The 22,005-nt window shown below is 68.1% G+C and carries 23 protein-coding genes; 8 read left to right on the forward strand and 15 right to left on the reverse strand.

Features of this window, described 5'->3' with window-relative positions; genetic code table 11:
• Positions 1-7 precede the first annotated feature (7 nt).
• The 3 genes from mscL (at position 8) to lspA (ending at position 3,838) form a co-directional block, all read left to right on the forward strand.
• Positions 8-397 carry a large conductance mechanosensitive channel protein MscL gene (gene mscL / locus QZ647_RS05930; protein WP_291271279.1) on the forward strand — a complete coding sequence of 130 codons (390 nt, stop codon included), beginning with the start codon at positions 8-10 and terminating at the stop codon, positions 395-397.
• A gap of 205 nt (positions 398-602) precedes the next feature.
• Positions 603-3,347 carry an isoleucine--tRNA ligase gene (gene ileS / locus QZ647_RS05935; protein WP_291271280.1) on the forward strand — a complete coding sequence of 915 codons (2,745 nt, stop codon included), beginning with the start codon at positions 603-605 and terminating at the stop codon, positions 3,345-3,347.
• A complete protein-coding gene (lspA, locus tag QZ647_RS05940; RefSeq protein WP_291271281.1) occupies positions 3,347-3,838 on the forward strand; it encodes a signal peptidase II in 492 nt (163 codons plus the stop codon). Before ileS ends, lspA begins: the two co-directional genes overlap by 1 nt.
• A gap of 72 nt (positions 3,839-3,910) precedes the next feature.
• On the opposite strand, the gene QZ647_RS05945 is transcribed toward lspA, so the two are convergent.
• The 9 genes from QZ647_RS05945 to QZ647_RS05985 form a co-directional block, all read right to left on the reverse strand.
• Positions 3,911-4,885 carry a DUF1028 domain-containing protein gene (locus QZ647_RS05945; RefSeq protein ID WP_291271282.1) on the reverse strand — a complete coding sequence of 325 codons (975 nt, stop codon included), beginning with the start codon at positions 4,883-4,885 and terminating at the stop codon, positions 3,911-3,913.
• Between the two features lie 122 nt (positions 4,886-5,007).
• Entirely contained in the window at positions 5,008-6,147 is a 1,140-nt protein-coding gene (locus QZ647_RS05950; protein ID WP_291271283.1) for a hybrid sensor histidine kinase/response regulator, read from the reverse strand.
• 187 nt (positions 6,148-6,334) lie between these two features.
• Positions 6,335-6,733: a YchJ family metal-binding protein gene (locus QZ647_RS05955; RefSeq protein ID WP_291271284.1), complete on the reverse strand. Its 399-nt coding sequence runs from the start codon at positions 6,731-6,733 to the stop codon at positions 6,335-6,337.
• Positions 6,734-6,736: 3 nt separating this feature from the next.
• A complete protein-coding gene (gene hutU, locus QZ647_RS05960) occupies positions 6,737-8,401 on the reverse strand; it encodes a urocanate hydratase (protein ID WP_291271285.1) in 1,665 nt (554 codons plus the stop codon).
• Between the two features lie 52 nt (positions 8,402-8,453).
• On the reverse strand, positions 8,454-9,314 hold the full coding sequence (locus QZ647_RS05965; protein WP_291271286.1) for an MBL fold metallo-hydrolase: 861 nt from the start codon (positions 9,312-9,314) through the stop codon (positions 8,454-8,456).
• A 23-nt stretch (positions 9,315-9,337) separates the two neighbouring features.
• Entirely contained in the window at positions 9,338-10,327 is a 990-nt protein-coding gene (locus QZ647_RS05970) for an aldo/keto reductase (protein WP_291271287.1), read from the reverse strand.
• A 146-nt stretch (positions 10,328-10,473) separates the two neighbouring features.
• The gene (locus tag QZ647_RS05975; RefSeq protein WP_291271288.1) at positions 10,474-11,124 is read right to left on the reverse strand and encodes an NAD(P)H-dependent oxidoreductase; all 651 of its coding nucleotides are present in this window, start codon (positions 11,122-11,124) and stop codon (positions 10,474-10,476) included.
• Positions 11,125-11,153: 29 nt separating this feature from the next.
• Entirely contained in the window at positions 11,154-11,474 is a 321-nt protein-coding gene (gene trxA / locus QZ647_RS05980) for a thioredoxin (RefSeq protein ID WP_286353249.1), read from the reverse strand.
• 71 nt (positions 11,475-11,545) lie between these two features.
• Complete coding sequence (locus QZ647_RS05985) at positions 11,546-12,097, reverse strand: flavodoxin family protein (protein WP_291271289.1); 552 nt, start codon at positions 12,095-12,097, stop codon at positions 11,546-11,548.
• 106 nt (positions 12,098-12,203) lie between these two features.
• On the opposite strand from QZ647_RS05985, the gene QZ647_RS05990 reads away from it, so the two are divergent.
• A complete protein-coding gene (locus tag QZ647_RS05990; RefSeq protein ID WP_291271290.1) occupies positions 12,204-12,602 on the forward strand; it encodes a helix-turn-helix domain-containing protein in 399 nt (132 codons plus the stop codon).
• Here the strand turns inward: QZ647_RS05990 and QZ647_RS05995 are convergent.
• From QZ647_RS05995 to QZ647_RS06020, 6 genes are all read right to left on the reverse strand, one after another.
• The gene (locus tag QZ647_RS05995) at positions 12,592-13,146 is read right to left on the reverse strand and encodes a nucleotidyltransferase family protein (RefSeq protein ID WP_291271291.1); all 555 of its coding nucleotides are present in this window, start codon (positions 13,144-13,146) and stop codon (positions 12,592-12,594) included. The two genes, QZ647_RS05990 and QZ647_RS05995, sit on opposite strands and share 11 nt — an antisense overlap.
• Positions 13,143-14,120: an XdhC/CoxI family protein gene (locus QZ647_RS06000; protein ID WP_291271292.1), complete on the reverse strand. Its 978-nt coding sequence runs from the start codon at positions 14,118-14,120 to the stop codon at positions 13,143-13,145. Before QZ647_RS06000 ends, QZ647_RS05995 begins: the two co-directional genes overlap by 4 nt.
• Before the next feature lie 7 nt (positions 14,121-14,127).
• A complete protein-coding gene (locus QZ647_RS06005) occupies positions 14,128-16,278 on the reverse strand; it encodes a xanthine dehydrogenase family protein molybdopterin-binding subunit (protein ID WP_291271293.1) in 2,151 nt (716 codons plus the stop codon).
• On the reverse strand, positions 16,275-16,748 hold the full coding sequence (locus QZ647_RS06010; RefSeq protein ID WP_291271294.1) for a (2Fe-2S)-binding protein: 474 nt from the start codon (positions 16,746-16,748) through the stop codon (positions 16,275-16,277). Before QZ647_RS06010 ends, QZ647_RS06005 begins: the two co-directional genes overlap by 4 nt.
• A gap of 73 nt (positions 16,749-16,821) precedes the next feature.
• On the reverse strand, positions 16,822-18,969 hold the full coding sequence (locus tag QZ647_RS06015) for a molybdopterin cofactor-binding domain-containing protein (protein ID WP_291271295.1): 2,148 nt from the start codon (positions 18,967-18,969) through the stop codon (positions 16,822-16,824).
• Positions 18,966-19,427 carry a (2Fe-2S)-binding protein gene (locus QZ647_RS06020; protein ID WP_291271296.1) on the reverse strand — a complete coding sequence of 154 codons (462 nt, stop codon included), beginning with the start codon at positions 19,425-19,427 and terminating at the stop codon, positions 18,966-18,968. The genes QZ647_RS06015 and QZ647_RS06020 overlap by 4 nt, the downstream gene beginning before the upstream one ends.
• A gap of 98 nt (positions 19,428-19,525) precedes the next feature.
• On the opposite strand from QZ647_RS06020, the gene QZ647_RS06025 reads away from it, so the two are divergent.
• From QZ647_RS06025 to fliQ, 4 genes are read left to right on the forward strand one after another with little or no spacing between them, the layout of a single operon-like run.
• Complete coding sequence (locus tag QZ647_RS06025) at positions 19,526-20,395, forward strand: nuclear transport factor 2 family protein (protein ID WP_291271297.1); 870 nt, start codon at positions 19,526-19,528, stop codon at positions 20,393-20,395.
• A 48-nt stretch (positions 20,396-20,443) separates the two neighbouring features.
• The gene (locus QZ647_RS06030; RefSeq protein ID WP_286353242.1) at positions 20,444-20,974 is read left to right on the forward strand and encodes a flagellar biosynthetic protein FliO; all 531 of its coding nucleotides are present in this window, start codon (positions 20,444-20,446) and stop codon (positions 20,972-20,974) included.
• The gene (gene fliP / locus QZ647_RS06035; protein WP_291271298.1) at positions 20,971-21,726 is read left to right on the forward strand and encodes a flagellar type III secretion system pore protein FliP; all 756 of its coding nucleotides are present in this window, start codon (positions 20,971-20,973) and stop codon (positions 21,724-21,726) included. The genes QZ647_RS06030 and fliP overlap by 4 nt, the downstream gene beginning before the upstream one ends.
• A complete protein-coding gene (fliQ, locus tag QZ647_RS06040) occupies positions 21,723-22,001 on the forward strand; it encodes a flagellar biosynthesis protein FliQ (RefSeq protein WP_286353240.1) in 279 nt (92 codons plus the stop codon). Before fliP ends, fliQ begins: the two co-directional genes overlap by 4 nt.
• The last annotated feature ends 4 nt before the right edge of the window (positions 22,002-22,005 follow it).

Below are 22,005 nucleotides of genomic sequence, written 5' to 3' on the forward strand. Positions count from 1 at the left end.
AGCCTTCATGTCGATGAAAGACGAGTTCAAGGCCTTCATCATGAAGGGGAATGTGGTCGATCTGGCCATCGCCGTGGTCGTGGGCGGCGCCTTCGGCAAGATCATCACGGCCTTCGTGGACGGGATCGTCATGCCGCTGGTGACCTATGTGCTTCCCGCCAACATCAAGTGGGAAGAGTGGGTTCTCGGCAAGTTCCGCATCGGCGCCGTGCTCGGCGCCACGGTGAACTTCCTGATCATCGCCCTGGTGATCTTCCTCGTGCTGATCAAGTTCCTGGGCAAGTTCATCAAGAAGGAGGAGGCCCCGGCCGCCCCCACCACCAAGGAATGCCCGGCCTGTCTGGAGCAGGTGCCCCTCAAGGCCACCCGCTGCAAGCACTGCACGAGTTCGCTGTAGCCGCAGGTCGGGTTGCGGCCCGAGGCTGCCATGAAAGGGCCCGGTCTTCCGGGCCCTTTCCCTTGTGAACGCAAGGGTTCCCGTGGTGAACTGGAGCTTCAACCCCGGGGCGCTTGGGTGCGCCCCCCGACGCACGAGGGCGCCGATGAGCGAGCAAGCTCCGGTTAAGAAATATTCGGTTTTCCTTCCCAAGACCGATTTCCCGATGAAGGCGGACCTGCCGCAGCGCGAGCCGAAACGGCTGGAGCGCTGGAAGGCCGAGAGCCTCTATCGCCGCATCGAGGCGAAGCGGAAGACCGATAACGCCGCCGGCAAGGGTAAGGGCCGCGAGGTGCTGCACGACGGCCCGCCCTACGCCAACGGCGCGATCCACATGGGCCACGCGCTCAACAAGATCCTCAAAGATGTGGTGGTGAAGTCCCGGTGGATGGAGGGCTACGAATCGCCGTATGTGCCGGGCTGGGATTGCCACGGCCTGCCCATCGAGCATGCGGTGGAGAAGGATCTCGGCCCCAAGCGGCGGGAGATGAGCCGCGCCGACTTCCTCCAGAAGTGCCGCGTCTACGCCCAGAAGTGGATCGACACCCAGCGCACGGCCTTCCAGCGCCTCGGCGTGCTGGGCGCCTGGGAGCAGCCCTATGTGACCATGGACCCCCGCTACGAGGCGGAAACGGTGCGCCACCTGGCCAAGCTCTTCGACAGCGGCTCCGTCACCCGCAAGCTGAAGGTCGTCCACTGGAGCTATGGCGCCCGCACGGCCCTGGCTGAGGCGGAGGTGGAATATGCCGACAAGACCAGCCCCGCCATCACCGTGGCTTTCCCGGTCGCGGATTCCGAGGCCAAGCGGCTGGAACTGCCCACGCCGATGTTCGTGCCCATCTGGACCACGACGCCCTGGACTCTGCCCAGCAACCTGGCCGTGGCCATGCACCCTGACCTGGAATACGCTGTCGTCCGCGTCCGCGTGGGTGACACGGACCGCCACTACATCGTGGCGGTGACCCTGCGCGAGGACTTCGGGAAGAAGCTCGGCGCCGACCTGCACACCGTGGAGATCCGCAAGGGCAAGGAATTCCAGACCCTCGTGGCCCGGCATCCCTGGATCGATCGGCAGAGCCCGATCCTGCTGGCGGACTATGTCGTCGCCGACACCGGCACGGGCCTGGTGCACACCGCGCCCGACCACGGCGTGGACGACTTCAACCTGGCGCATCATCTGGGCCTGCTCCAGCTGGTGGGCCCCGACGGCAAGTTCCTGCCCGCGGTGAATGACCCGGAGCTGGAGGGGAAGAACATCTTCGACTGCAATCCCCTGGTGGTGGAGCGGCTGAAGCGGGAAGGGCGCCTTCTCCACGAGGAGACCCTGACCCACAGCTATCCCCACTGCTGGCGCACCAAGACGCCCATCCTCTTCCGGGCCACCGAGCAGTGGTTCATCACCATGGATTCGGAACTGGCCGGGAAAGGCCGTACCCTGCGCGAGCTGGGGCTCGAGGGCGTGGAGCGCACCCAGTGGATCCCCGCCCAGGGCCAGAACCGCATCCACGCCATGATCGAGGGCCGCCCCGACTGGTGCATCAGCCGCCAGCGTGCCTGGGGCACGCCCATCACCGTGCTGCGCTGCGAAGCCTGCGGCGAGCCGCTGGTGGCCGATGCCATCTTCGAGGCTGCGGCCACGGCCATCGAGGCGGGCGGCATCGAGGCCTGGGCCGACCTCCCCGTGGACCGCCTGGTCCCTGCGGGGGCCCGGTGTGCCTGCGGCTCCACGGCCTTCCAGAAGGAAACGGACATCCTGGATGTGTGGATCGACTCGGGCGTCAGCGCCTCCGTCGTGTGCGCTTCGCACCCGGAACTGACCCGCGATGACTACGGCAAGTTCATCTACCTCGAGGGCTCGGATCAGCACCGGGGCTGGTTCCACAGCTCTCTGCTCTTCAACCTCGCCGCCACGGGCACCAAGCCCTACAAGCAGGTGGTCACCCACGGCTTCGTGCTGGACGGCAAGGGCCAGAAAATGTCCAAGAGCCTGGGCAATGTCATCACGCCGGAGGAGATCCTGAAGACCCTGGGCGCCGACATCCTCCGCTGGTGGGCCGCCTCCTGCGACTACAGCGAGGACATCCGCATCTCCAAGGAGATCCTCGACCGCAGTGCCGACGCCTACCGCAAGATCCGCAACACCCTGCGCTTTCTGCTGGGCGCCCTGGCGGATTTCGACCCGGCCCGGGATGCCGTTGCGCCTGCGGACCTCGCACCCCTGGACCGCTGGGTGCTGGATGCCTTTGCCCGCACCACGGTGGAGGCCCGGGACGCCTACACCCGCTTCGAGTTCCACCGCGCCACCCAGGCCATCCACGGCTTCTGCCAGCTGGAGCTGTCGGGCCGCTACTTCGAGATCATCAAGGATCGCCTCTATTGCGATGCCCTGGATTCGCCCCGCCGCGCCAGCTGCCGCCAAGCTTGCTGGGAACTGGCCCAGGGGCTCTGCACCCTGCTGGCCCCGGTCATGAGCTTCACGGCCGACGAAGCCTGGGAGCAGATCCCGGGATGCTCGGGAAGCGTGCACGAGCAACGGTTCCCGGAGCTCAAGGCTCCCGCTGGCGAGCCGAAGTGGGAGAAGTTGTGGCAGGTGCGCGAAGCCGTCCAGGCCGCGATGGAACCCCATCGGGCCGCCAAGACCATCGGCACGAGCCTGGATGCCGCCGTGGCCATCACGCTCGGAAGCGAGGCCGACTGGGATCTCCTGACTGGTCTCGGCGAATCGCTTGACGACCTCCTTGTGGTTTCCTCCATCGCCCGGGGCGTAGATCCGAGCGCCAGCAACGGCCCCATCGTCCTCGTCACCCCCCATGAGGGCGAGAAGTGCCCCCGCTGCTGGAACCGCAAGGGCGGCCATGGCGCCGGTGAGGACGCAGCCCTCTGCGTCCGCTGTGCCGCGGTGGTGGCCTAGTGCGCCGTCTGCCCTGGCTGCTGCTTCCAGCCTTCGCCCTTGCCGCGGATCTCGGCTCCAAGGCCTGGATTCTCCGGACCCTGGGCGAGAGCGAGTCCCTGCCCGTCATCCGGGGTTTCTTCTACCTGACCCTGGGCTTCAACCGCGGCGCCATCTTCGGCAGCCTCACCTGGCTGCCGGCGGCGGCGCGGTTCGTTCTTTTCGCGGTGGCGGGGCTGGCGGCGCTGATCTACTTCGGCCGCCTCTTCCTGGCCAGGGAAACGCCCACCTGGGACCGCGTGGCCCTGGGCCTCATTCTCGGCGGGGCGCTGGGAAATGGGATCGATCGCCTCTTGCGCGGTGCCGTGGTGGACTTCCTCGACTTCGTCTTCGGCACTTGGCACTACTGGACCTTCAACCTTGCCGACAGCTTCATCCTCGTGGGCGCCGTCCTCTACGGCCTGCGGATGCTCCTGGCGCCGAAGGTTGAGCACACGACCACTGAGAACTGATCCACCCCGAAGGCCCGAACGCCGGCCTGGTTCGTTATCCGTCGTGTCGCGTGTCTTCGCGGTGAATCACTTTTATTGGGCTTCGATGGCCTTGAGCAGCGCAGGGTCCTTGGGCAGCTGATCCACTTCGGCGAGTCTTGGGACGAGGCGCTTCCAGAAGGGTTCTGCGGCGAAGACTCGCTTGAAGAGGGGGAGCGCTTCGTCGCGCTGACCGCTGGAGGCGAGGGCCACCGCCTGCCAGAAGGGCATCTCCCAGATGCCGGGGGCCAGCCGGGCGGCGGCTGCGTAGGCGGCCTTGGCTTCGGGCCACTTGGCGGCGGTGACGAAGCCATCGCCCTCGTCCATGAGCCGGTAGGCCCGCCGCAGCTGGATGAGGCGGCCCAGCTCCTTCAGGGGATCGGGGTGGTCCTCCACCCGCAGGTCGAAGAGGCGGTCGTTCCAGGGCTGGCCGGAGGGCTTCCCTTTCACGACGAGGATGGCCGCGCTCTGCTGGCCGCGGATGTCGCCACCCTCGGCCTGGGCGGCGCGGAGGGCCGCCAGGAGGCGATCCGCGAGATCGCCTGGAGCGGCGCGGAAGGCCCGGGCCATGGCCGGCCAGACCGTGGCCTTGTCCATGAGATTGGCCTCCACCGTGAACCCCTCGCCCACCTCGTGGCCCGCCGCCTGGATGCACTTGGCGCCCGTGTGGGCGGTGGCTCGGCCTTGGGCGTCCACCATGGCCACCTGCCGCACCTCGCGGTCGCCGTCGGCCGCCAGCAGGGCCTTCAGGGCCTCGGGCGCGGGTTGGCCGGCCTTCATGAGCGCCAGCCCCAGGGTGCCGTAGCTGGGATCGGTGAAGCTTTGTGTCGCCACGGCGCCGACGCCGGGCTCGGCCCAGGGCACCGAGGCGCCCACCGAGAACCAGTGGCTCTGCACCGCCACGCCCAGGTCCCCGGTGACCGGGTCCCGGGCCACGATGGAATAGGTGTGGATGGGGCGGCGCGGAGCCGCGGGATCCGGCTGCGATGCCAGAAGGGGCAGGGACAGAGCCAGGAGAAGGGCGCGCATGGAGGCCTCGGGGGAATGCCCCACCATACCAGCGGGCGCTGGATCCGCGGCCAACCCCGAGGGCCTCATCCCCAGGTCGAGCCAGGGCCTACCGGCAGCCTTCCTCGCGCGGAGGCCAGCCGTCAAATCTCTCCGGCGCCGGGAATCTCCACCACGAACACGCTTCCCCCGGTGGGGTTCGCCTCCACCCAGATCCGGCCGTCGTGGGCCTCGGCCACCAGCTGGCAGAAGGCGAGGCCCAGGCCTGAACCGGACAGCGTGTTCGCGCCCTCCTTCTCGAGGCGTACGAACTTCCCGAAGATCCGTTCGCGCATGTGCTCGGGGATTCCCTTTCCCTGGTCGTAGACCGCCACGCGAACGCCGGTTCGGGTGGATCGCGCCTCAAGTCGAGTCTGGCTGCCGGTGGGAGAGTATTTGAGGGCGTTGTCGAGGAGGTTCAGCAGAAGCCTCCGCAGGAATTCCTGGTCGGCCTCGACCTCCAGATCGGGTGGGCACTCCCAGACCAGCTCCTGGCCTCGGGATTGGACCAGGGACTCCACTTCTTTGAGCAGATGGGGAATCCAGGTGCCCAGCGGAATGACGACTTTCCGGAGCTCCAACCCGATCTGCTCCGCACGGCCGATGTCGAGGATGTTCTGGATCATGCGTCCCATGCTGTGGGCCGTGTCCAGGAGGCGGCGGAGCTGAATCCGCGAGGCCGGATTGTTGTCATCCCTCCCGTCCAGGACCTCCAGGCCCACCTGGATGGTCGAGAGCGGGTTCTTGAGGTCGTGCACGATGAACTCGAAGAGCTGCTCCCGCTGCTTCTGGAGATCCAGCAGGTTGTCCCGTTCCGCCAGGACTTCGGCTTGCAGCCGCTTGAGGCGCATCAAGCTGCGGACCCGGACGATCAGTTCTGCGGAGAGGACGGGTTTCCGAAGGAAATCGTCCCCTTTAACCCGGAGGGCCTGGGCATGGATCTCGGGGCGCTCGTCCCCCGTCAGGAAGATGATGGGCAACAGCTCGCCGTTCGGGATGTCCCGGATGCGGCGGCAGGTCTCCAGCCCATCCATGCCGTCCATGTGGATGTCCAGAAGCACGAGATCCGGCTGGAAGGAGGAGAGCTTCTCCAGGGCCCGTTCGCCGCCCTCGGCCGTCTCCACCTCGTAGTAGCCGCGCTCCAGCATGGCGCGGAGGCTCCGCCGCGCCAAAGGATCATCATCGACCACCAGGACCTTGGCCCCATGGTCAGCGCGGCGAATGAAAATGGATTCATCCTTCATTCCTGACCTCAGAAGGGTTTTCGGAGCCTGGCCCGAGGGTATCAAAAAATCAGCAGCGCATTGTAAAAACAACACGACAAGCGTAGCCCCGGCCACCCCCGGTCGGGGTCGACCGAGGGCCTATCGATCCGTTCAGGCCATGGATGAGGCGTCGGCCGTTACCCGGCAGGAGAGGGCCGGTGGTGTTCTATCCCTTCACCAAACCATCCACATAGACCCACTTCCCGTTCTCCCGGGCGAAGGTGCTGGTCTCGATGTGGAGGCTGCGGCGGCCGTTGGCCTGGAGGCTGGCATGGAAGGTGACGACGCCGGTGTCATCGGCCTTGCCGCCTTTCTCCTTGCTGACGATCTTCAGGCCCACGCAGCTGACGGACTTGCAGTACTGGGCCAGCTCCTCGCGGTTCTCTTCGGCGCGCTTGGCCTCGGGCCGGGTGGCGATGAGGTAGTCCACCTTGCCGAGCGCATAGGCCGAGAAGCGGGAGCGCATGAGCAGCTCCGCCGTCTCCGGCGCCGCTTTGCCCGCATGGTAGGGGCCGCAGCAATGGTCGTAGGGCTTCTTGGAGGTGCAGGGGCAGGGGCGGGACATGATTCAGCCCTTCATGGGGATGTGGAGGCCGATGGCTTCGGCGTGCTCGCGGGCGCTCTCGTAGCCGGCGTCGGCGTGGCGGAAGACGCCCATGGCGGGATCGTTCCAGAGGACGCGGGTGATGCAACGGTCGGCCCGCTCCGTGCCGTCGGCCACGATGACCACGCCACTGTGCTGGCTGAAGCCCATGCCGACGCCGCCGCCATGGTGGAAACTCACCCAGGAGGCGCCGCCGGAGGCCGCGGTCAGGGCGTTGAGCAGCGGCCAGTCGCTGACGGCATCGGAGCCGTCCTTCATGGCCTCGGTCTCGCGGTTGGGGCTGGCCACGCTGCCGCTGTCCAGGTGGTCGCGGCCGATGACGATGGGGGCCTTCACCTTACCGGTTCGCACCAGGTCGTTGAATTTGAGGCCCGCGAGATGGCGCTCGCCAGCCCCGATCCAGCAGATGCGGGCGGGCAGACCCTGGAAGGCGATCTTCTCCTTGGCGGCCTTGAGCCAGCGGATCATGCCCTCGTTCTCGGGGAACAGTTCCATCATGGCGGCGTCGGTCACGGCGATGTCCTCGGGGTCGCCCGAGAGCGCGGCCCAGCGGAAGGGGCCGATGCCCTTGCAGAAGAGGGGGCGGATGAAGGCGGGCACGAAACCCGGGAAGGCGAAGGCGTTCTCGAAGCCCGCCCGCTTGGCCTGGGCGCGGATGTTGTTGCCGTAGTCGAAGACGACCGAGCCCCGGCGCTGGAACTCGACCATGGCTTCTACATGGGTGCGCATGGAGGCCAGGGCACGCTGCACATAGGCCTCGGGCTGCGCCTGGCGCATGTCGGCCGCCTGTTCGAGCGACATCCCCGCGGGAATGTAGCCGTTGTATTCGTCATGGGCGGAGGTCTGATCGGTGACGAGCTGGGGCTGGAAGCCGCGCTTGAGGATCTCGGGCAGGATCTCGGCGGCGTTGCCCAGCAGGCCGATGCTGCGGGCCTCCTTCGCGTCCACATACTGATGAACCAGGGCCAGGGCCGTGTCCAGGTCATCCGTCCACTCGTCCAGGTAGCGGGTGTCCAGGCGCTTCTGGATGCGCGTCCGGTCGACTTCGACGCACAGGGCCACGCCGCCGTTCATGGTGACGGACAGGGGCTGGGCCCCGCCCATGCCGCCGAGGCCTGCCGTGAGGGTCCAGGTGCCGGCCAGCGTGCCGTTGAAGTGCTGGCGGGCCGCCTCGGCGAAGGTCTCGTAGGTGCCCTGTACGATGCCCTGGCTGCCGATGTAGATCCAGCTGCCGGCGGTCATCTGACCGTACATCATCAGGCCCTTCTGATCGAGCTCGCGGAAGTGCTCCCAGGTGGCCCATTTCGGCACCAGGTTGGAATTGGCGATGAGGACGCGGGGCGCGTCGGGGTGGGTCTTCACCACCCCCACGGGTTTGCCGCTCTGCACCAGCAGGGTTTCGTCGTCGTTGAGGTGCTTCAGCTCCTTGACGATGGCGTGGAAGCAGTCCCAGTTGCGGGCCGCCTTCCCCAGGCCGCCGTAGACCACCAGATCCTCGGGCCGCTCGGCCACCTCGGGATCGAGGTTGTTCATGAGCATGCGCAGCGCGGCCTCCTGGACCCAGCCCTTGCAGTGCAGGTGGGTGCCGCGGGGCGCGGTGATGATGGGGGCATCAGAGGCGGTGGTCATGGGAGACTCCGGTGGAACCCCCTAGTTTCCCACGCCTTCCGAGGGACGGCGATCAAGACCGTCGGAGGATGGCCAGGGCCCGCTCCAGTTCAGCCCTCATGGCGGCTGGAGATTCCGCATGGTGGATGCTCCCGTGCCCGGGCAGCACCCAGGTGAAGTCGAACGCGAGCAGCCTTTCCAGACTGTCAAGCTGGCGCTCCCAGGAGTGCCAATTGTAGGCCTTGGAGGCAGATAGCCGGCGTTTGTCCGGGTTCCACCAGAGGTGATCCCCCGTGAAGAGGAAGTCCCGGTAAAGCAGGCAGACGCTTCCGGCCGAGTGGCCGGGGGTGGGGATCAGCAGCAGGTCCTCCGCCAGGGCGACGGATGCCTCGCCGTCCACGAGGCGCTCCATGCCCATGAAGCCGTCGGCCTGGTGCATGACGCGCTCGCAGCCGAACCGCTTGCGATAGGACTCGTGGTCCGCCACATCGTCCTGATGGCTGAGAACCAGCATGGCCACGCCGCCCAGGGCCTCGAGGCTCTTCATGAGGGGCTCGGCGGCCCGGGGCGAATCCATGAGGACATTGCCAGCTGGTCGGCGGATCAGGTAGCTCCAGGCCCCGAAGCTCTTCTCGCTGGTGTAGCCGCAGAAGAAGACATCCTCGGCCAGGGGATGGGGAAAGGCCTGGGCGGCGGCCGCAAGGTCCGCCTTGTCGTCGGTTCCGATGGATCCCACAGGGCAGGCCACCAGGGCCATGGAGGCCCGCATCCGCGCCAGGGCATCACAGGGCTGGGTGTGGACCTTCGCATGGTCGCCGCCATCCCCGAAAGTCTCCGGCGCGAACTGATAGCAGGTGCCGCAGTCGATGCAGGTGCGATCCACGAAGAAGGAACCCGGAATGTTGTCGGGATGGGCATCGGTGCGTCGGGCCATGAACCCTCCGTTCCTTCGATGCCTCAGCGGTTCACCATGTGCATTGCCGCCTCGGGGTAGCGGGTGCCCGCGGCGGCGCCGGGAGGGAACAGGCCATTCAGTTCCTGGAGTTCGCCGGGGCAGAGGACCTGGTCGAGGGCAGCGAGGTTCTCGTCCAGGCGATCCCGGCGCTTGGTGCCGGGAATGGGGACCACATCGCCGCCCTGGCCCAGCACCCAGGCCAGCGCGAGTTGGGAAGCCGTGCAACCGCGGGCGGCGGCCATGTCCTCAAGGCGGGCGACGAGGTCCAGGTTCTTCTGGAAGTTCTCCCCTTGGAACCGTGGGGAGTTGCGGCGGTAGTCGCCAGGCTCGAAATCCTCGAACCGCTTGATCTGGCCCGCGAGGAAACCCCGGCCGAGCGGGCTATAGGGCACGAAACCCACGCCCAGCTCCCGGCAGGTTTGCAGCAGGCCCTCTTCGGGGTCGCGGGTCCACAGGGAGTACTCGGATTGCACGGCGCTGATGGGATGCACGGCGCAGGCCCGGCGCAGGGTGGCCGGACTGACTTCGGATAGCCCGAGGAACCGGACTTTGCCCGCCTGGACGAGCTCGGCCATGGCGCCGACGGTGTCCTCGATGGGCACCTCGGGATCCACACGGTGCTGATAGTAGAGGTCGATGACCTCCATGCCCAGACGCTTGAGGCTGGCTTCGCAGGCCGTGCGGACATAGTCGGGGCGCCCGCAGACGCCACGCACGGTCGGGTCGTTGGGATCGCGCAGGATTCCGAACTTCGTGGCGATCACCACACGGTTCCGGACTCCCGCCAGGGTCTTCCCCACGAGGATCTCGTTGAGGTGGGGGCCGTACATGTCGGCCGTGTCGAAGAAGGTGACGCCGCGGTCCACCGCGTGGTGCAGGGTGGCCGCGGATTCCGCATCGTCGCGGTGACCGTAGAAGTCCGACATGCCCATGCAGCCCAGGCCGAGGGCGGAAACGATGAGTCCCTGGGTTCCGAGGGGGCGGGTCAGCATGAAACCTCCTTCGCGCTTGATGCGCATGAGAAAGGCTTACCACCAAGACACCAAGGCACCAAGAACCGCGCAAGCCATCGCTCGTGCTTTTCCTGGTGCCTTGGTGGTGAACGCTTCTTCTTCCGAGGAATGCCGGACGGGTCGGATCAGCGGTGCTCGATCACATCCTTGGCTTCGAAGCGAACCTTGGGCGTGCTCGCATACTTGTCATCCGCCGCGCGATATCCCAGGGGGCAGGCGCTGATGGTGGTGTAGCCGGTGCCTTTGAGCCCGAGGATCTCATCGTACTTGGCGGGCTCGATGCCCTCGAAGGGGCAGGCATCCACGCCGAGGAGGGCGGCGGAGGTCATGAGGTTGCCCAGGGCGATGTAGGTCTGGCGGGCCGCCCACTCATGGATGACGGCGTGGCGGGGCCCCTTCACGAGGTCGCCCATCATGTAGCCCTTGTAACCGGCGAGGCTCTCCGGAGTGACGCCGCGAACCTCGGCGATGCGGGCGATGAAGCGGTCGACATCGGCCTCGGTGATGTCCTGCTTGGCCGTGAGGACCACCAGGTGGCTGCAGTCTTCCACCTGGGATTGGTTCCAGGAGGCGGGCCGCAGCTTGGCCTTGAGGGCGGGGTCGGTGACCACGATGAACTTCCAGGGCTGCAGGCCGTAGCTGGAGGGCGTGAGGATCAGTGACGCTTCGAGCGCGGCCCAGTCGGCCGGGGAAATCGGCTTCGTGGGATCGAACTTCTTGGTGGCGTAGCGCCAGTTGAGTTGTCGGAGCAGGCTTTCGCCGGAGATGGTGCTCATGGATGCCTCAGATCGGGGGTGGAGATGAATCAGATCGCCTGCTGAATGCGGGCCCGCAGCTGATCGATGGGGAGGGCCCCCACGATGCGGTCCAGGGGCTTGCCGTCCTTGAAGATCACGAGGGTCGGCATGCTCAGGACATCGTACTGCTCGGAGAGCGGCGTGAAGTCGTCCACATTCAGTTTGGCGAAGGCGGCCTTGCCCTGGAATTCCGCGGCAAGGATCTCGGTCACGGGGGCCAGTTCCCGGCAGGGTGCGCACCAGGGAGCCCAGAAATCCACAACGGTGAGGCCCTTGGCCACGGCGTCGGGGAAGGTGGCATCGGTCAGGTGCTGGATGAGGTCGGACATGCCGGAACTCCTGTGGAGACCTTCCAGATTAACGGATCTGGAAGGTTTCTCGGTCATGACATTATCCCCCTTCAGGCGCCCTTGGCCCAGCGCGCCGTGGCGGAGGCGAGGCGCTGGCCGAGGAGTTCGGCGCTCCTGCGGTCCGCCAGGTTGGGCTCGACCTCGGGGGCCACCTGGCCCGCCTGGGCCATGAGGCCGGTGTAGCTGCCGAGGCGGTTGATACCCTCCTCGTTGTAGGGCAGTTCGGCGTTGCCGATCCACACCATGCCGTGCTGCATGGCGAAGATCATCAGGGACTGGAGGGTGTTCAGCTTGTCGCCGCTGGGGCTGCCGCTGATGGTGAAACCGGCGGCCAGCTTGTCCTTCCACTTCCGCTCGCTCCAGGGCTTGGAGCTGGCGTCCATGAAGGTCTTGAAGGGGCCGCTGACATTGCCCATGTAGGTGGGGCTGCCGAAGATGATGGCGTCCGCGGCTTCCAGGTCCGCCCAGTGGGCATCAACCTCCTCGACGGGAACCAGCAGGACCTTGGTGCCGGGGATGGCCTCCGCGCCGGCCTTCACGCTCTCGGCCACCACCTTGGTGTGGCCGTAGCCGCTGTGGAACACGATGGAAATCTGGCTCATCTCTTATCTCCTTTTCGGGTGCTTGCATTCACTTCGCCCGTGATCCAGACTTTAGATGCTTACGATCGAAAAGAAAGTAGGCACTAATTTGGAAGGTAGGCACCCAATGGTAAGTAAACCGTGTTCCCTCGCTCCCAATGTCCTCAGCGCCCAGTGTCCGACTCGGCAGGCGCTGGATCTCATCGCGGACAAGTGGACGACCCTGCTCATCTACCTCCTGTCGAAGGGGAAGCAGCGCTATGGCGACCTCCATCGTCAGGTGGGCGGCATCAGCCAGAAGATGCTCACCCAGACGCTGCGCAAGCTGGAGCGGGATGGCCTCGTCACGCGCCATGTCTTCCCCGAGGTGCCGCCCCGCACGGAATACGAGCTGACGAAGCTGGGCCACACGCTCATCGGGCCCCTGGGCGCCCTCTGCGAGTGGGCGGGTACACACCTGTCGGAGCTGGAGCAGGCCCGCAAGCGCTATGACCACCTCCAGAAGAAGGCCGCGCTCAGCGCCTGAAGCGCTTCAGATCTGCGGGCGTGTCCAGGTCCGCAGATCCGCCCGGAAAGGGCAGGGCGGTCGCCCCCTCGCGCAGGAGGATGGCCTTGGCGCCCCGATCTCCGCGCAGGGCCAGCAGATCGGGGAAGAGGCGTCGGGGCAGCACCGCGGGGACTCCGAGGGTGCCTTCGTAGGCGCAGGCGGCGGGCCGGCTGGGATCGGCGGCGGCCAGGGCCAGGAGGCGCCTGAGCAGGGCCGCGTCCACCTCGACTTGATCCACTGCCAGGATCAGCACAGCTTCCACCGCCAGGGGCAGGGCGGCGATGCCTGTGCGGAGGGAGCTGGCCATGCCCTCGGCCGCCTGGGGGTTGGGGAGGAACTGCACCCCCTCGACGCCAGGGCCCGGGTCGCCTTCCCCGATGATGGCCACCACGGGCGCACAGCCGGCCTCCAGGGCCACCCGCGCGGCCCGGCGGAGCAGGGTGTCTCCGCCAATTAGGAGCTGGGCTTTCGGTCCGCCCATGCGACGGCCCGCTCCCGCCGCCAGGATCACGGCGGCGATCATGAGGTCGACACGGCCGTCCGGGTCGCCCGGAGAGAGCCGCCCGTGCGGCCTCGGAAACGGGCTTGGATCTCCGCCAGCACGGCGAGGGCGATGGTGCCGGGATCCTCCGCTCCGAGGTCCAGGCCCACGGGGCTGTGAAGGCGATCTCCACAGTGGAGGCCTTCGGAGGCCAGCTCGGCCACCATCTTGGCGCTGCGGGCCCGGCTGCCCATGAGGCCGAGATAGGGGGCGCTGGAGTTCGCGAGCAGGCGCAGGGCCTCCAGGTCCTTCAGGTAGTTGTGGGTCATCAGCACCACGGCGCTGTGCGCGTCCAGCCCGAGATCCGGGATCCGCTGCGTGGGGTGGCCCGCGAGAACCCGGCTGGCCTCGGGGAAGCGCTCGGGGCGGGCGAAGGCCGGGCGGTGATCCAGCAAACCCACCCGCCAGCCGAGTTCCTTCGCGAGGCGCACCAGGGGGCGGCTGTCATCGCTGGCGCCCAGGATCCAGAGGGCGATGGGAGGGGGGATGACCTCCAGGATTTCCCCCGCGCCGGCGATGTCCCCGTCGTCCAGGCGGCGGCGCGGGAAGCCCTCGCCGATGGCGGTGGTCATCCGGAGGGTGCGCCGGTGGCGGAGCACCGCCTCGGCCCAGCCCACCCAGACCGGCGGCGAGGCGGGGGCGAGCCGCTCCACCAGGATGTCCAGGACCCCTTCGCACCCGCTGCCGCTGCCCCAGACGAGGTCCGCCTCGCCCCGGAGATCGTAGCGGAGCAGGCGCGGAACGCCGTCGGCCAGCACCTCCCGGGCCCGGGCCAGGACCTCGCCCTCCAGGCAACCCCCGCTGAGGGAGCCCCGCAGCACCTGCTCGCCATCGGTGAGCAGCCGTGAGCCGGGCCGCCGGTAGCTGGAGCCTTCGACGCGAAGCAGGGTGGCCAGAGCCAGCGGCGTCGCCTGTTCCCGGATGAGGGCCAGGATGTCCTGCAATTCTTTGTGCATTCCAGGATTATGCCTTGCGGAGCGCCGGAGGGAGGAGCGGCAGGCTCCGCATGCGTTTGCCGGTGGCGGCGAACACGGCATTGCCCACGGCCGGGGCCAGGGGCGGCAGGCCAGGTTCTCCTACGCCGCCTGGGGGCAGATCGCTGGGCACGAAGTGGACCTCCACCTTGGGCATGGACGGCAGCAGGAGGATGGGGTGTTCCGAGAAGCTGGAGGCGGTCACGCGGCCATCCTTGAGGGTGATCTCGTCGTAGAGGGCGGCGCTCAGGCCGAAGGCGATGCCGCCTTCCATCTGGCCCTTCACATTCCGCGGGTTCAGCACCTGGCCGCAGTCCACGGCGCAGACCACGCGGTGCACACGGATCCCGCCGCCGGCCTTGGCTTCCACCTCGGCCACCTGGGCCACATAGGTGCCGCAGTCGAGGTAGGCATGGGCCGCGATGCCCCGGCCCCAGCCCTTGGGGAGCTTCCGCTTCCGCCACCCGGCCTTGTCCGCGGCCAGCTCCAGCACCGCGCGATAGCGCGCGGGATCGAACTCGTGTTGGCCCAGTTTCAGCGGGGCCTTCGGAAGGTTCTGGAGGCGGAAGTCCAGGGGATCCTTGCCGGCGGCGTGGGCCAGCTCGTCCAGGAAGCACTCGGTGACGAAGGGGTTGAAGCTGGCGGGCACGGCGCGCCAGAACCAGACAGGGACGGGCGTGTCACTCTGACCCCATTCCACATGGAGGTTGGGGATGTCGTAGGGGAGGTCCGCGGCCCCGGCCAACTCCACGGCCTCGGGAGGCCAGGGGAAGTGGTTCGAAGCGGCGATGGAGGGGCCGGCGAACCGGTGCATCCAGGCCACGGGCCGGCCCTTCGCATCCAGACCTGCCTCCAGTTCGTGGAGGGTGGCGGGGCGGTAGCCGTCGTGCTGGAAGTCGTCGGGGCGCGTCCACTGCACCTTCACGGGGGTGCCCACGGCCTTGGAGCAGGCCACGGCATCGAGGACGAAGTCGGCCATGGCCCGGCGCCCGAAGCCGCCGCCCGCCAAGGTGACCTGGATCTCGATGCGGTCCGCCTTCAGGCCCGTGAGCCTCTCCACGAAGGGCAGGGCCATGCCCGCGGCCTGGGTGGGGGCCCAGATCATGCAGCGGTCCGGCCTGACATCGGCCACGGCGACCATGGGCTCCATGGTGGCGTGGGCCAGGAAGGGAGCGTCATAGGTGGCCTTGATCCGCTTGGCGGCCTTGGGCAGGGCCCGGGCGGCATCGCCCACCTCGCGCACCGTTTTGCCGGGGGACTTGAGCCGCTCCTCGAACTGCCGGCGGAGGGCGGCGCTGTCCAGCTTCGCGGCCGGCCCCTCGTCCCACTGCACCTTGAGCGCCTCGCGGCCCGCGAAGGCCGCCCAGGTGTCCTCGCCGAAGACGGCCACGCCGCTGGGGACCTCCAGCACCTGTTTCACGCCGGGCACCTTCAGGGCCGCGGAGGCGTCGAAGGATTTCACCTTGCCGCCGAAGACCGGACAGCGTTCGATGCTGGCCACCAGCATGCCGGGCAGGTGGAGATCCGTGGCGAACTGGGCCCTCCCGGTGACGAGGTCCGGGCCGTCCACGCGAGCCACATTCCGGCCGAGGATGCGGAAGTCCTTCGCGGCCTTCAAGGGCGGGTCGGCCGGGACCGGGAGCTTCGAGGCCCGGGCCGCCAGCTCGCCGTAGTCCAGGCTCCGCTGCGTGGGCGGATGCTGGATGCGGCCCCCGCGGGCCTGGCACTCGGCCTTCGGTGCGCCCCAGGTGTCAGCCGCAGCCTGCAGAAGCATCTCCCGGGCCTGGGCGCCCACCTTGCGGAGCGCCATCGTGGTGCTGCGGGTGGTCTGGCTGCCGCCGGTGACGCCGAGGTCGCCGAAGCGCGGCGCGGTGGAGGCCTGGAGGACCTTCACCCGGGACCAGTCCGCCTCCAGCTCCTCGGCGATGGTCATGGCCATGCTGGTGCGCACGCCTTGGCCGATCTCGGTTCGCGTGGCCCAGACGGTGACGGTGCCATCGGGATCGATCCGCAGCATGCCGTTGGGTTCGAAGGCGGGGGCTGGCGTCGGGGTGGCGGCGCCCTTCAGCTTCACCGGCAAGGTGAAGGCCAGGGTGAGCGCGCCCGTGGTCTTGAGGAAGTCACGGCGGGTGGTGCTCATGGTGCCACCTCCTTCCCCCGGCCCGCGGCCAGGTGGATGGCCTCGCGGATCCTCAGGTAGGTGCCACAGCGGCACACATTCTCCCCCATGGCCTGGTCGATGTCCCGGTCCGTGGGCTTCGGATGCTTGGCCAGCAGGGCCGCGGCGGTCATGATCTGGCCGGTCTGGCAGTAGCCGCACTGGGACACATCCGCCTCGATCCAGGCCTTCTGCAGGGGGTGGGTCCCACGGGGATCCAGACCCTCGATGGTGGTGATGCGCTGGGATCCGACATCGCCCACGGGGGTGATGCAGGACCGGGCCGGCTCCCCGCCCAGGTGCACGGTGCAGGCGCCGCAGAGGCCCTGACCGCATCCGAACTTGGTGCCGGTGAGCTTGAGGCGGTCGCGAAGCACCCATAGCAGCGGCATGTCCGGGGACGCCTCCACTGTATGCGAGCGGCCATTGACCGACAGGGTGAACACCGCCATGGGGCACCTCCGGATGTGGGATGGTCGCCATCATCCTACATCCGGTGTGAAGACAGGTGTCGAACCGGAAAAACTAGATTCGGCCACCCTCCAAAGGCACCTTCCGGATCCGCTTTCCCGTGGCCGAGAAGACGGCGTTCAGCACCGCGGGAATGGCGATGGGCACCGGTGGTTCGCCCATGCCGGAGGGGGCTTCGACGCTGGGCACCACATGGGTCTCCACGGCAGGCATGTCCTCGAGCCGCAGCAGGGGGAAGTCCTGGAAGGCCGTCTGCTGGGCCTGGCCCTTGTCGAAGGTGACGGCCGTGAACAGGGCCGACAGGCCGAAGGCGATGCCGCCTTCAATCTGCGCTTCGAGGCCCGCCGGATTCACCACGAGCCCGCAGTCCACGGCGCAGGTGACCTTGTGGATGCGGAGCCGCCCCTTCGTCACCGACACCTCGGCCACCTGGGCGGCATAGGTGCGGCCATCATAGGCATGGCAGGCGAGACCAAGGCCATGGCCGACCGGCAGTTTCCGGCCCCAGCCCGCCTGGGCGGCGACCACCTCCAGCACCTTCCGGAGGCGTCGGATGTCGGCCTCTTCGCGGCCGAACTTGACCAGGCCGCGGTCACCGAGCAGGTCGAGGCGGAGCTTGAGGGGATCCCGGCCGAGGGCATGGGCCACTTCATCGAGGAAGCACTCCCGGGCGAAGACATTGGGCACGATCTGGATGCCGCGCCACCAGCCCAGGGGCGTGGGGACTTCCACCTCGGCGAAATCCACCGCGATGGCGGGAACGGCATAGGGCGTGTCCAAAGCGCCGTTGGCCTCCACGGCGGCCTGGGCCGGGACTTTCTGGCCTCCGGTCCAGGACCTCATGACGGCTGGGCCGGCGATGCGATGGGCCCAGGCGGTGAGGGCGCCGGAGGCGTCGAGGCCCGCCCTTAGGCGGTGGAGGGTGGCGGGGTGGAAGAGGTCGTGGCGGAAATCGTCCTCCCGGTCCCACACCACCTGCACGGGGCCGCCGCCCATGGCCTTGGCCACCTGGACGGCCTCGGTGCTGAAGTCCGTGCCGAGGCGGCGGCCGAAGCCCCCGCCAATGAGGGGCACAGTCACCTTCATCTGCTCGGTCTTGAGGCCGACGGCCGCCGCGGCCCGCTCCTGGGCGCGGTTCGCGGACTGGCTCCCCACCCACATCTCGGCGCTGTCCGCATGCATCACCGCAGTCGCGTTCATGGGTTCGACGGTGGCATGGGCCTGGTAGGGGAAGCTGTAATCCGCCTCCAGCACCCGGGCCGAGGCCGCCAGGGCCTTCTCCACATCCCCCTCGCGCCGGACCTCGTCGGCGGGGCCCGTGAGCGCTGCCCGGGAGCGCCGCTCCAGATCGGCGGAGCTGAAGGTACGGGCCGGACCCTCGTCCCAGGTGGTGGTGGCGGCGAGGGCCTCGCGCCCCTTGAAGGCCGCCCAGGTGCTCTCGGCCACGACCGCCAGGCCCGTGGGGACTTCGACCACGGCCTTCACGCCGCGCACGGCCTTGGCCTTGGCCGCATCCCAGGCCTTGGGCTTCCCGCCGAACACGGGGCAGCGCAGGACGGCGGCGAAGCGTTGGCCGGGCCGTCGCACATCGAGCCCGAAGATGGCCTTGCCCGTGACGATGGCGGGACCGTCGAACCGGGGGGTCCGCTGGCCCACCAGCCGAAAGTCCGAAGGCTTCTTGAGCAGGGGATTCTTGGGGACGGGCAGCTTGGCGGCGTCCGCCACGAGGGCGCCGTAGCCCAGATTCTTCCCGCCCGGGCCCAGCACGAAGCCCTTCTCGGTCCGGCACTGCCCCACGCCCACATTCCATTGGGCGGCGGCGGCGGCCTTCAGCATCTCCCGGGCGGCGGCCCCGACCTTGCGGAGGGCATCCCAGGTGGTGCTCACGCTGGTGCTGCCGCCGGTCTGCATGCCCTTGAAATCGGGACCCGGCTGGGCGTTCACCACTTCGATCTTCGACCAGTCGAGGTCGAGTTCCTCGGCCAGGGCCAGGGGCAGGGCCGTGCGCACGCCCTGGCCCATCTCCACCTTCGGCACGGTGATCTGCGCCGTGCCGTCGGGCCTGATGGCTAGGAAGGCATTGGGGTGGAAGGCGGTCCTGGCGGGTTCGCCCGGGCCGGGCTTGGCGTCCAGGTGCAGGCCCAGCACCAGGCCTGCGCCGGTGGCGCCGGTCACTTTCAGGAAGTCGCGGCGGCTGGTCATTTCACACCTCCGGCGGCGCGCTTCACGGCTTTTCGGATGCGCGGATAGGTGCCGCAGCGGCAGACATGATCGGCGAAGGCCTCGTCGATGTCGCCGTCCGTGGGATGGGCCTGGCGCTTGAGCAGTGCCGCGGCGGTCATGATCATGCCGGGCTGGCAGTAGCCGCACTGGGCCACATCCTCGGCGATCCAGGCCTGCTGCACCGGGTGGGAGCCATCCTTCGACAGGCCCTCCACGGTGGTGACGGCGTGCCCGGCGGCCTCCTTGAGGCTCGTCTGGCAGGACTTCACGGCCTGCCCATCGAGGTGGACGGTGCAGGATCCGCAGACACCCTGGCCGCATCCGAACTTGGTGCCCGTGAGCCCGAGGGTGTCGCGCAGGATCCATAAGAGGGGCGTGTCGGCCTCGGCATCCACGGTGCGGATGCGGCCGTTCACGGTGAGCTGATAGGAAGGCATGGCAGCTCCTGGAAAGATCGCGTGACGAGGTTTCCACCCTACGCCGCTGGAGGCTGACCCGCAACGATGGTAGGGTTCGGACACCTTGCGGAGGAGCCGTGCCGGGACGCCTGAACTGTCTCCCCTGGGTGCTGGCGGTCGGGGCTTCGCTCCTGGCGCAGGGGCCTACCCTCGAACCGGTCCTTCAAGCGGAGCTGGCCTTCGCCCGTCTGGCCGACGAGCAGGGGATCCGCACGGCGTTCCTGGCATGCCTGGAGCCGGACGCCCTGGTCTTCACGCCCCGCATGACTTCCGCCCGGGAGCACTACGGATCTGGACCCGGTGACCCGGGCCACCTCGCGTGGTACCCCGAGGCCATGGGTCTCGCCGCCTCCGGCGACCTGGCCTGGAGCCTGGGCCCCTGGGCCTACGCCGCGAAAAAAGGCGAGACGCCCCTGGTTCATGGCCACTTCCTGTCGCTCTGGCGGCAGCAACGCGATGGGCGCTGGAAGGTGGAGGCCGACATCGGTGTGCCCCACCCGGCAGCGGCGCAGCCCGCCGCCCTGTTTGCCGCCGGGGTTGCATCTGGGGGGCCTTCGGCGGGCCGCAAGGGGCAGACCGAGGATCAGGATCCCAGTGCGGCCCTCCAGCGGCTGGAATCACAGCTGTCCAGGGCCTGGGCCGTGAAGGGCGGTTCGGCCCTCCTTCCCTGGCTCGCCCGGGACGCCCGGATCCTGCGGCGGGGGCACCCTCCCCTCCGAGGAATGGCCGCGATCACCGGGGTTCTTCAGGCGGAGGGGCCCGGAACCCGCTGGGAGCCGGGCCGGATCAAGGTCTCCCGAGCCGGGGACCTGGCCTGGACCTGCGGAGAGACCATGCCTGACGAAGCCGGCGCTTCCGCCAGCTATCTCCGCATCTGGACCCTGGAATCGGGCACCTGGAGGGTGCTCTTCGATGTGCGGGTCCCCCATCCGGCCCGTCCGAACTAGCCCTGGCATCCGTCTCGCCCTTCTCCTGCACTGTGTCGGGAGTTTGTCGTGCTGCGTCGGATCGTGCTGTCCTTTGGATTGTTGCTGGGCCTGGGTCTCGGGGCCCAGGGCACAGACCGGCCCGCGCCGCCGCCCACCCCGGCGGAGAAGGAACTGCAGGCTCCCTTGACGCTGGAGGACGGAAAACCGACTCCGGGACAGGCCCCCGAAAGCGCCCCCTCGGGGCTGCGGGCCTTCGGGTCGCTGGTGCTGGTCCTGGGCCTGGCGGGCGGAAGCCTCTGGGCGCTGAGGAAATACGGGCGGGGCCGTCTCCCCGGAGGTGGTGGCGGGAAGCTGCGGGTGGAGGAAACCCTCGCCCTGGGCGACCGCCGCTTCGTGTCCATCCTCGAGGCCGAGGGGGAACGGTTCCTCATCGGGCTGACGCCCCAGGGCATCAGCCTCATCTCCCGCCTCGATCCCGGGGACCGGGGTGAGCCGGACAGTTTCGACGAGGCCCTGTCGCGCCAGGTGGACCTGGGCCGCCCGGTGCCCGTGAAGGAGATGGAGGCCCTCCTGAAGCAGGGCGGAGGTGGCCAGTGAAGCGCATCCTCCGCTGGCTGCCCGTCGCCTTTCTGCTCCTGGCCGGGCTGAGCCTCTGCGCGCAGCAGCCGGCCCCCTTGCCCTCCCTGACGGTGGATTTCGGCAAGACGCCCTCGGGCCCGGCCCTCAGCTCCAGCCTCCAGGCGGTGCTGCTGCTGACCATCCTCACCATGGCGCCGACCATCCTCATGACCGCCACCAGCTTCACCCGCATCGTGGTGGTCATGCATTTCCTCCGCCAGGGCCTCGGCACTCAGCAGACGCCCTCGAATCAGGTGCTCATCAGCCTGTCGCTGGTGCTGACCTTCTTCATCATGGCGCCCACGGCCCGAGAAATTAACGCCACGGTGCTGCAGCCCCTGCAGCGCAACGAGCTGACCACGGATCAGGCCCTGGACCGCACGGCGGCGCCCATGAAGGTGTTCATGCTGCGCCACACCCGCAAGAAGGATCTGGCGCTGTTCCTCCGCATCGCCAAGGCCCAGGCGCCCAAGACCAAGGCCGATGTCCCCATGGAATGCCTGCTGCCGGCCTTCCTCATCAGCGAGCTGAAGACCGCCTTCGAGATCGGCTTCATGATCTTCCTGCCCTTCCTGGTGGTGGACATGGTGGTGGCGAGCATCCTGCTGAGCATGGGCATGATGATGCTGCCGCCCGTGGTGATCTCGCTGCCCTTCAAGGTGCTCCTGTTCGTGCTGGTGGACGGCTGGTACCTCATCGTCGGGTCGCTCGTGAGGGGGTACACCGGATGAACGAGCTTCTGATCGCCCAGATCGGGAAGGATGCCCTCCGCACGGCGCTGCTGGTGGCGGGACCCGCCCTGGTGGTGTCACTGGTGGTCGGCCTGCTGATCTCGGTGTTCCAGGTGGTGACCAGCCTCCAGGACCAGACCATCGCCTTCGTGCCCAAGGTCGTGGCCGTGATGGTGGTGGTGGCCATCAGCTTCCCCTGGATGCTCCAGGTCATGCTGCAGTTCACCACCCGCATGTTCACGGAGTTCAACGGTGTCGTACGGCAGTTGAACTGAGGCG

The organism is Geothrix sp., from assembly GCF_020622065.1.
In the GTDB taxonomy this organism is placed as follows: domain Bacteria; phylum Acidobacteriota; class Holophagae; order Holophagales; family Holophagaceae; genus Geothrix.

Coding starts and splice junctions, on each gene's coding strand:
- QZ647_RS05990 (WP_291271290.1), top strand. CDS start 12,204: ATGGTAAGTAAACCGTGTTCCCTCGCTCCCAATGTCCTCAGCGCCCAG.
- QZ647_RS05970 (WP_291271287.1), bottom strand. CDS start 10,327: ATGCTGACCCGCCCCCTCGGAACCCAGGGACTCATCGTTTCCGCCCTC.
- QZ647_RS05955 (WP_291271284.1), bottom strand. CDS start 6,733: ATGTCCCGCCCCTGCCCCTGCACCTCCAAGAAGCCCTACGACCATTGC.
- QZ647_RS05945 (WP_291271282.1), bottom strand. CDS start 4,885: ATGCGCGCCCTTCTCCTGGCTCTGTCCCTGCCCCTTCTGGCATCGCAG.
- QZ647_RS05975 (WP_291271288.1), bottom strand. CDS start 11,124: ATGAGCACCATCTCCGGCGAAAGCCTGCTCCGACAACTCAACTGGCGC.
- QZ647_RS05965 (WP_291271286.1), bottom strand. CDS start 9,314: ATGGCCCGACGCACCGATGCCCATCCCGACAACATTCCGGGTTCCTTC.
- mscL (WP_291271279.1), top strand. CDS start 8: ATGTCGATGAAAGACGAGTTCAAGGCCTTCATCATGAAGGGGAATGTG.
- QZ647_RS05950 (WP_291271283.1), bottom strand. CDS start 6,147: ATGAAGGATGAATCCATTTTCATTCGCCGCGCTGACCATGGGGCCAAG.
- QZ647_RS06005 (WP_291271293.1), bottom strand. CDS start 16,278: ATGAGCACCACCCGCCGTGACTTCCTCAAGACCACGGGCGCGCTCACC.
- ileS (WP_291271280.1), top strand. CDS start 603: ATGAAGGCGGACCTGCCGCAGCGCGAGCCGAAACGGCTGGAGCGCTGG.
- QZ647_RS05995 (WP_291271291.1), bottom strand. CDS start 13,146: ATGATCGCCGCCGTGATCCTGGCGGCGGGAGCGGGCCGTCGCATGGGC.
- fliQ (WP_286353240.1), top strand. CDS start 21,723: ATGAACGAGCTTCTGATCGCCCAGATCGGGAAGGATGCCCTCCGCACG.
- hutU (WP_291271285.1), bottom strand. CDS start 8,401: ATGACCACCGCCTCTGATGCCCCCATCATCACCGCGCCCCGCGGCACC.
- QZ647_RS06010 (WP_291271294.1), bottom strand. CDS start 16,748: ATGGCGGTGTTCACCCTGTCGGTCAATGGCCGCTCGCATACAGTGGAG.
- QZ647_RS06020 (WP_291271296.1), bottom strand. CDS start 19,427: ATGCCTTCCTATCAGCTCACCGTGAACGGCCGCATCCGCACCGTGGAT.
- QZ647_RS06000 (WP_291271292.1), bottom strand. CDS start 14,120: ATGCACAAAGAATTGCAGGACATCCTGGCCCTCATCCGGGAACAGGCG.
- QZ647_RS06015 (WP_291271295.1), bottom strand. CDS start 18,969: ATGACCAGCCGCCGCGACTTCCTGAAAGTGACCGGCGCCACCGGCGCA.
- QZ647_RS05985 (WP_291271289.1), bottom strand. CDS start 12,097: ATGAGCCAGATTTCCATCGTGTTCCACAGCGGCTACGGCCACACCAAG.
- trxA (WP_286353249.1), bottom strand. CDS start 11,474: ATGTCCGACCTCATCCAGCACCTGACCGATGCCACCTTCCCCGACGCC.